We start from the raw sequence: 6,847 nt of genomic DNA on the forward strand, positions 1-6,847 counted from the left end.
GGGCAAATCTCCTCAACCCAAACTTACGAACGCTTGCCGGCGCCGCGGGCAAAACGACGCTCGAGGCGGCTTTGACCAAATGAAAGAACAGTCACCACCGCCAGGTACCAGATGCCGGCCACAATCAGCAGCTCCATGACCCGGGCGTTGGCGTAGTAGATGTTTTGCGCGTTGTGCAGCAGCTCCGAGTACTGGATCACGCTGGCCAGGCTAGTCATTTTCACCATGCTGATGAACTCGTTGCCTACAGGCGGGATGATCACTCGCATCGCCTGCGGAAGAATGATCCTACGTAGCGCTTGCAGGCTCGGCATGCCGATGGACTTGGCGGCTTCGTACTGGCCGGTGTCGACCGACAGCAAGCCGGCGCGCACCACCTCGGCGGTGTAGGCGCCCTGGTTGATGCTCAAGCCGAGCAGGGCGGCCACGAACGGTGTCATCAGGTCGACGGTGTCGATGCTGAACAGGCCGGGAACCGCGATCACCGGGAAAATCAGCGCCAAGTTGAACCACAGCAGCAACTGCAGAATCAACGGCGTGCCACGGAACAGCCAGGTGTAGGTAATGGCCACATACCGCAGGATCGGGTTGGCCGACATGCGCATGATCGCCGTGATCACCCCGATCACCACGCCCAGCGCCATCGCCAGGATCGACATGACGATGGTGTTCACCAGGCCCCAGAGGATGGCCTCAGACGTAAGGAACTGACCGATGTAGGACCATTCGATCTGGCCGTTGGCGAATGCGCGCAACAGCGCGGCCAATACGATCACGATCAACGTGGCAAAAAACATCCGCCCGTAATAGCGACGCGGCACGTGTTCGTACTGCGTGATATCGAACTGGTTCTCGGACAACTTGCGCTCTATTTCCAAGCGCTCGGCCGGGGTTTGGTTCATGGTGATTCTCCAAAAAAGCGATTACCGCTCTACTCGATCCAACAGTTAAAACCCGATCCAATGTGGGAGCTGGCTTGCCTGCGAAAGCGCCAGCCCAAACACTACAAATCTCCCAGGCTTACATCCGAAACCCCTGATAACTCTCAGCCCATCGCTGTTGCTCAGCCAACGCCACCTTCAACCGCCCAATCTGCTCCCTGACCCGCTCCGGCGCCGTCCCACCCCACCCACTGCGCGCCGCAATCGCCGCCTCCAGGGTCAAGCAGTCCCGCACCTCAGGCAGCAACCGAGCATCCACCTCCGCCAACATCGCCGGCGAGGCTTCCCACAACTCAATCTCATGCTTCTCACAGGCCTGCACCAGCGCGCCGGTAATCTCATGGGCTTCTTTAAACGTCACACCACGGGTGGCCAACCAATCCGCCACCTCCGTCGCCAAGGTGAAGCCCATCGGCGCCTGGCGCCGCAGCTCTTCCACCTGCACCTTCATGGTCGCAACCATCCCGGCCATCGCCGGCAGTACCAGCAGCAAGGTGTCCACGCTGTCCAACACACTGTGCTTGTCTTCACTCAAATCGCGGTTGTACGACAGCGGCAACGACTTGAGCGTCGACATCAACCCGGTCAGGTTGCCAATCAAACGCCCAGCCTTGCCCCGCGCCAATTCGGCAATGTCCGGGTTCTTCTTCTGCGGCATGATCGAGCTGCCGGTGGCGTAGGCATCGTCCAACACCACCCAGCGAAACTGGCGCGACGACCACAGGCAAAATTCCTCCGACAGCCGCGAAATATTCACCCCGAGCATGCCCGCCACAAACAGAAACTCCGCCACATGGTCACGGCTGGCGACGGCGTCAATCGAGTTTTCGCACGGCCCGGTGTAGCCCATTTCCTTGGCCGAATGCTCCGGCTGGCGCGCAATCGCCGAACCGGCCATGGCTGCCGCACCCAACGGTGACAGCGCTGTACGCGCATCCCAATCCACCAAACGCTGCACATCACGCAGCATCGACTGCGCATGAGCGAGCAAATGGTGGGCAAACACAATCGGCTGCGCCTGCTGCAAATGGGTAAAGCCGGGGCAGATGCTCTCGATATGCTGCTCAGCCTTCTCCACCAACGCCTGTTGCAGACCCAGCACCTCGGTAGTGATGGTGCGCGCATGGTCGCGTAGGAAAAGCCGCAGGTCATTGGCCGTCTGGTCGTTACGCGAACGCCCGGCGCGCAACTTGCCGCCCAAGGCGCCGAGGCGCTCGGTCAATACGCGTTCGATGAAGGTGTGCACGTCCTCGTCATCCAGGGTCGGATGCAGGCGGCCGGCAGCGAAGTCAGCGCCGATCCCCTCCAGGGTTTCGAGGGTACGCAAGGTCTCCGACTCATCCAGCAAACCGGCGCGCTGCAACTCACGGGCATGGGCACGGGAGCCGGCCAGGTCGTAGGGCGTCAGGCGAAAATAGCGCTCAGGGCAACGCGACAACGCGGCCAATGCAGCAGACGGACCGGTCTTGAAACGAGCGCCCCAAAGGCGGTCGGTGGGCTGGGACATGGGTATTCCTCACGCTTGTTTTTAGAAGAGTCGGAGGCAGTAAAAATAAGTTTTCAACTAGACTGAATCAGCGTCTGACGCGCCGTATTCAAGGTTGCCAAGGGCGGTTGTTTATGTTCATTATCGCCGCCTGGCTATGTTCAAGGACTGGGTTGAAGCCTGTTGAATATGGCACTTGAGGTCAACGCGTATTATGGAAACTCCACTTTCCACTTCTGGAAACCTACCGCCAAAACCCGGCACACGACCGCCCCTGCAACTGAGCGGGCTGGACTTCAAATTGCTGCGGGTATTTATGGCCGTGGTCGAAGCCGGCGGCTTCAGCGCCGCGCAAAACGAGCTGAACGTGGGCCTGGCAGCCATCAGCAAACAGATCTCCGACCTCGAGATTCGCATCGGCATGCGCCTGTGCACACGGGGCAGGGAAGGGTTTGGGCTGACCGAAGAAGGCAAGTTGGTGTATCAGGCGTCCATCGAGTTATTTACCTCGGTGGACAGTTTTCGCGACAAGCTTAGTTCGGCGCAAAACGAACTGATCGGCGACCTTAGTGTGGGGGTTATTGATAACACCGTGTCCGACATTAATTCCCCGCTAATTACCGCGTTAGGGAAATTACATAGTGAATCGCCAAAAATTAGACTGCGCCTACATGCCTCGCAATTGGACGAAGTTGAACGTGGCGTGGTGGAAGGGCGCTTGATTGTCGGCATCGTGCCGGTGTACCAACGCCGAGAGGAATTTGACTACTTCCCGCTGTACGAAGAAAAGGCCCACGTCTACTGTGCCGTAGGACACCCACTCTTCGACGTAAACGACATCACGCCCGAGGTCTTGCGCCAATACGAAGTGGTGAACCATCGGTATGCGATCCACCGCGACAAGGCCAACTTCGTCAACTATGACAGCCAGTCCGCCTCGGCCTCGCAAGTCGAAGCCGTCGCGATCCTGATCCTCACCGGCCGCTTCCTCGGCTTCCTGCCCGAACACTACGCCGCGCCATTGGTAAGGGAAGGGCGCCTGCGCACACTGTGCCCGGAACAGGTTCACCTGAGCACCGCATTCAACCTGATCCTGCGCCATAACGCCCCGCGCAGCCCGATGGTAAAAGCCTTTGCGACGGCGTTGGGCGTAGAACTCAAGGCCTCTGTTTGATCAACCTGTGGTGAGCGGGCTTGCCCCGCGCTGGGCTGCGCAGCAGTCCCAATAAAAACGCCGCATGCTGTCAGACAGAATGCGGCGTTTGGTTTTAGGGCCGCTACGCGCCCCAGCGCGGGGCAAGCCCGCTCACCACAATGATCAGCGCAGCACTTTCGCCCGCTTCTTCTTCGCATGAAAATGCCGAAAATGCGCATCCTGCGCCGCCGCCAGCAACTCCCGATCCCCACGCGTATCGCCCCAGGCCCGCAGCCGATACTCGCCCAAATCGCCGTACACCGCCTCAAGCCGCAGCACCTTGTTCTCACACCGGCAGTTATTCCCGGTGAGCTTACCGGTCAGCACCCCATCCACCACCTCAAGCTCAGTCCCGATCAACTTGATCCCAAGACGATCGGCAAACGGCTGCAACACCAAGGCCGGCGACGCCGAGCACAGCGTCACCACCGCCCCCGAACCCAACTCCTGCTCCACCGAAAGCACCCCCGCCGGCCGCATCAACCGCGCCCAATTGCGCTGGCAATACTCCTCCGCCTTCTGCTGCACCCACGCCTTCTCCACCCCGGTCATAAAGGTGCGGATCAACTGCGCCTTCAACTCATCCCGGCTGATCTGCTGCAACAAAAAGCGCAGACCTGGCACCGCCAGCTTGACCATCCGGCCATAAAACTCACCGGTGCCAAAGGCGAACTTGAGGAACGGCACGAAACTGTCGTGGTGGGTGAGGGTGCCGTCGAAGTCAAAGACGGAGAGTACTTTGGCGTCAGCGGGGCCGGCTTCGAGCATGTCTGGGTTCACGGGTTGGCCTCGGTCCTATCTAGTATTTTTTGAGTGTGCATCAGGTGTGACAGCAGGAGTTTACTCCCGTGCCAATCTTCCGACTTTGCTGTAAAGCGCTTCAGTGAAAGCGTTCCGATCACTTGAACGGTGACAACGCTGATGGCAATTGGGGCACAAGGCTACAGCATTGGAGATGCGATCCGAACCCTTCTGGGCGAGGTGCTTGACGTGATGTACTTCAAGAAATGGCAAACCGTCGACTTCAAAAGGCGCGTTTGAGCCGCAGCCTTCGCAGATGCCTTTGGCTTCTTTCAACACCCAGGCGCGGACCTTTGGATCGCGGACAAAGGCCGTGCTGACGGTCGATACCTTCTGGGGCTGGGCAATGCCGTCCGGTAGCTTAGGGAAAGGTTGCTGCTGCAGTTTGGACGCGCGGCGGATAAGCGTTTGCTCATCCGCTGTTTGGGCGGCGTCGTCGGATTCGAATACACCCTGTGCGGCGAGGGCTTGGCGGATGCGTTGCTCTACGCCTGTGCCCACGTTCTTTGCAGGTTTATAGCCTTCTATGCGGTCCCAGCCCATACGCACAAGCACGGTGGAAATGTTTTGCATGCGGAACTCGATGGAGCCCTTTGCACGGCCTGCCACCGGGCCTTCACGCAGAAGGCGGTTTTCGAGCGCTTTGTTGAAAGGTTGGCCGCTCTTTTCCCAGGCCAACATCTTTAAGTACGCTTCGACCGCTGCTGCCAGTTCCGCGTCGTTCCAGTCCGTTTTGTCTTTCGTAATATCCATACAGCCGCCGAGGGTAGAAAACCCTCGGACGATACTGAGTAGCCATTATGGCGTCTACGAAATTTCCTACGCGTTGTTGGGCTTTGGCGGTCGTTTATGTCAGTAAATTCGCTGCTTCGTTCGGAACGGTTGAATGAGCTTTCGCCACCACGGAGTTCTTACCGGCTCTCTGCGATAGGTTCGATTCACCAACAAATACGGCATATCCCTAAGACGTATCCAGCCTTCATCCTGCCAATGCAGAAGGTTTAGCGACATCTCTGGCCAATCCAACAGGCTCAATAGTGGTCGCTCCACCGTTCGTGGCTGACGCTCGTCCCGCAACGTCGGGACGACTTCGTGGGTGAGCCAACTGCGTAGTCGTCGGTTCTCTGGTGCGTAGTGATAGACCAGCAGTGCATACGCACCGGATTCGCTGATCATCAGCATTTCTTCCGGTTGACCGTGAAACAGCAACTTCAGGTATTGCCGTTGATCGTCATCGAGCTTTCGAGTCGTTCGTTCATCTAGGTAGCAGCCCATCAAGCGGCCGAGGTCGCGCGCGCAGAACCACGGTTGGTTTTCTAAAAGGAGGGCATGTAGAAGAAGATTTTGTCGGGTGAAAATAATGGCAATTGAAGGCGCAGGTAGAACTACCTTCTTGGCGGCTGGTAAGTCGAGCTGATATGGACTAGGCATTTCCTATGACCTCTACGTGATTTTCGGAAGGGCCAGGGCCCAACGTAGAGAGCGGATTTAAGAAACTCCAACTTGCTTGGCCTCGATACAACATTAAAATTCCGCATGACTAGGTCATATGGATTTCGGCTGTGTGAGTGAGGCTAGCTTCTACGTTGGGCGTTTCTTAGGCACCGGCGAGCGAGGCTATCAGTATCGAACCTCGCATCAACTACTTTCTGGATGATCTTTGCGTAAGACCGTTCCTATTCAGTTCTTAGGGCATAAAAAAGCCCTGAACAAGTCAGGGCTTCTTAAGGGGGTCTAGCTCAGGAATCAATCCCAGCTCAGCGCACCGCCGGTCTGATACTCAATAACCCGAGTCTCAAAGAAATTCTTCTCTTTCTTCAAGTCCATAATCTCACTCATCCAAGGGAACGGGTTAGTCGTCCCTGGATACTCTTCCTTCAACCCAATCTGCGACAAACGACGGTTAGCGATGAACTTGAGGTAATCCTCCATCATCGCCGCATTCATCCCCAACACACCGCGTGGCATGGTATCGCGAGCGTATTCAATCTCCAGCTGAGTCCCTTGCAGAATCATCTGGGTCGCTTCTTCCTTCATCTCGGCATCCCACAAATGCGGGTTTTCGATTTTGATCTGGTTGATCACATCGATACCGAAGTTCAGGTGCATCGACTCGTCGCGCAGGATGTACTGGAACTGCTCGGCGACGCCGGTCATTTTGTTGCGACGGCCCATGGACAGGATCTGGGTGAACCCGCAGTAGAAGAAGATGCCTTCCAGGACGCAGTAGTAGGCGACCAGGTTACGCAGCAGCTCTTTATCCGTCTCGACGGTGCCGGTTTCGAACTTCGGATCGGAGATCGAACGGGTGTACTTCAGACCCCAGGCAGCCTTTTTGGCGACCGAGGGAATCTCGTGGTACATGTTGAAGATCTCGCCTTCATCCATGGCCAACGATTCGATGCAGTACTGGTAGGCGTGGGT

General features: G+C 57.4%; 7 protein-coding genes. 1 reads left to right on the top strand and 6 read right to left on the bottom strand.

The features are described from left to right. Positions 1-23 precede the first annotated feature (23 nt). Together AC3ZU9_RS22200 and argH are read right to left on the bottom strand one after the other, a co-directional pair. Positions 24-902 (bottom strand): amino acid ABC transporter permease, encoded by an 879-nt coding sequence (locus tag AC3ZU9_RS22200; RefSeq protein WP_093543103.1) that lies wholly within the window; start codon positions 900-902, stop codon positions 24-26. A 118-nt stretch (positions 903-1,020) separates the two neighbouring features. Further along, complete coding sequence (gene argH / locus AC3ZU9_RS22205; protein WP_490091316.1) at positions 1,021-2,448, bottom strand: argininosuccinate lyase; 1,428 nt, start codon at positions 2,446-2,448, stop codon at positions 1,021-1,023. 193 nt (positions 2,449-2,641) lie between these two features. Here argH and AC3ZU9_RS22210 point away from each other — a divergent pair, with 193 nt between their 5' ends. Continuing rightward, positions 2,642-3,601, top strand: coding sequence for a LysR family transcriptional regulator (locus AC3ZU9_RS22210; protein ID WP_490091317.1), 960 nt, complete (start codon positions 2,642-2,644; stop codon positions 3,599-3,601). 144 nt (positions 3,602-3,745) lie between these two features. On the opposite strand, the gene AC3ZU9_RS22215 is transcribed toward AC3ZU9_RS22210, so the two are convergent. The 4 genes from AC3ZU9_RS22215 to AC3ZU9_RS22230 all read right to left on the bottom strand — a co-directional run. Next, the gene (locus AC3ZU9_RS22215; protein ID WP_102061282.1) at positions 3,746-4,390 is read right to left on the bottom strand and encodes an HAD-IB family hydrolase; all 645 of its coding nucleotides are present in this window, start codon (positions 4,388-4,390) and stop codon (positions 3,746-3,748) included. Between the two features lie 72 nt (positions 4,391-4,462). Continuing rightward, entirely contained in the window at positions 4,463-5,176 is a 714-nt protein-coding gene (locus AC3ZU9_RS22220; RefSeq protein ID WP_489095740.1) for an HNH endonuclease, read from the bottom strand. Between the two features lie 99 nt (positions 5,177-5,275). Beyond that, positions 5,276-5,854, bottom strand: a complete 579-nt coding sequence (locus AC3ZU9_RS22225) for a BRO-N domain-containing protein (RefSeq protein ID WP_046036439.1) — start codon at positions 5,852-5,854, stop codon at positions 5,276-5,278. Positions 5,855-6,169: 315 nt separating this feature from the next. Further along, a partial coding sequence (locus AC3ZU9_RS22230; RefSeq protein ID WP_301072739.1) for a ribonucleotide-diphosphate reductase subunit beta occupies positions 6,170-6,847 on the bottom strand: 678 nt, incomplete at its 5' end.

This window comes from Pseudomonas sp. A39 (assembly GCF_058145955.1).

Excerpts from the sequence above, each read along its gene's own strand:
- AC3ZU9_RS22200 (WP_093543103.1), bottom strand. The coding sequence starts at position 902 with ATGAACCAAACCCCGGCCGAGCGCTTGGAAATAGAGCGCAAGTTGTCC.
- argH (WP_490091316.1), bottom strand. The coding sequence starts at position 2,448 with ATGTCCCAGCCCACCGACCGCCTTTGGGGCGCTCGTTTCAAGACCGGT.
- AC3ZU9_RS22210 (WP_490091317.1), top strand. The coding sequence starts at position 2,642 with ATGGAAACTCCACTTTCCACTTCTGGAAACCTACCGCCAAAACCCGGC.
- AC3ZU9_RS22215 (WP_102061282.1), bottom strand. The coding sequence starts at position 4,390 with ATGCTCGAAGCCGGCCCCGCTGACGCCAAAGTACTCTCCGTCTTTGAC.
- AC3ZU9_RS22220 (WP_489095740.1), bottom strand. The coding sequence starts at position 5,176 with ATGGATATTACGAAAGACAAAACGGACTGGAACGACGCGGAACTGGCA.
- AC3ZU9_RS22225 (WP_046036439.1), bottom strand. The coding sequence starts at position 5,854 with ATGCCTAGTCCATATCAGCTCGACTTACCAGCCGCCAAGAAGGTAGTT.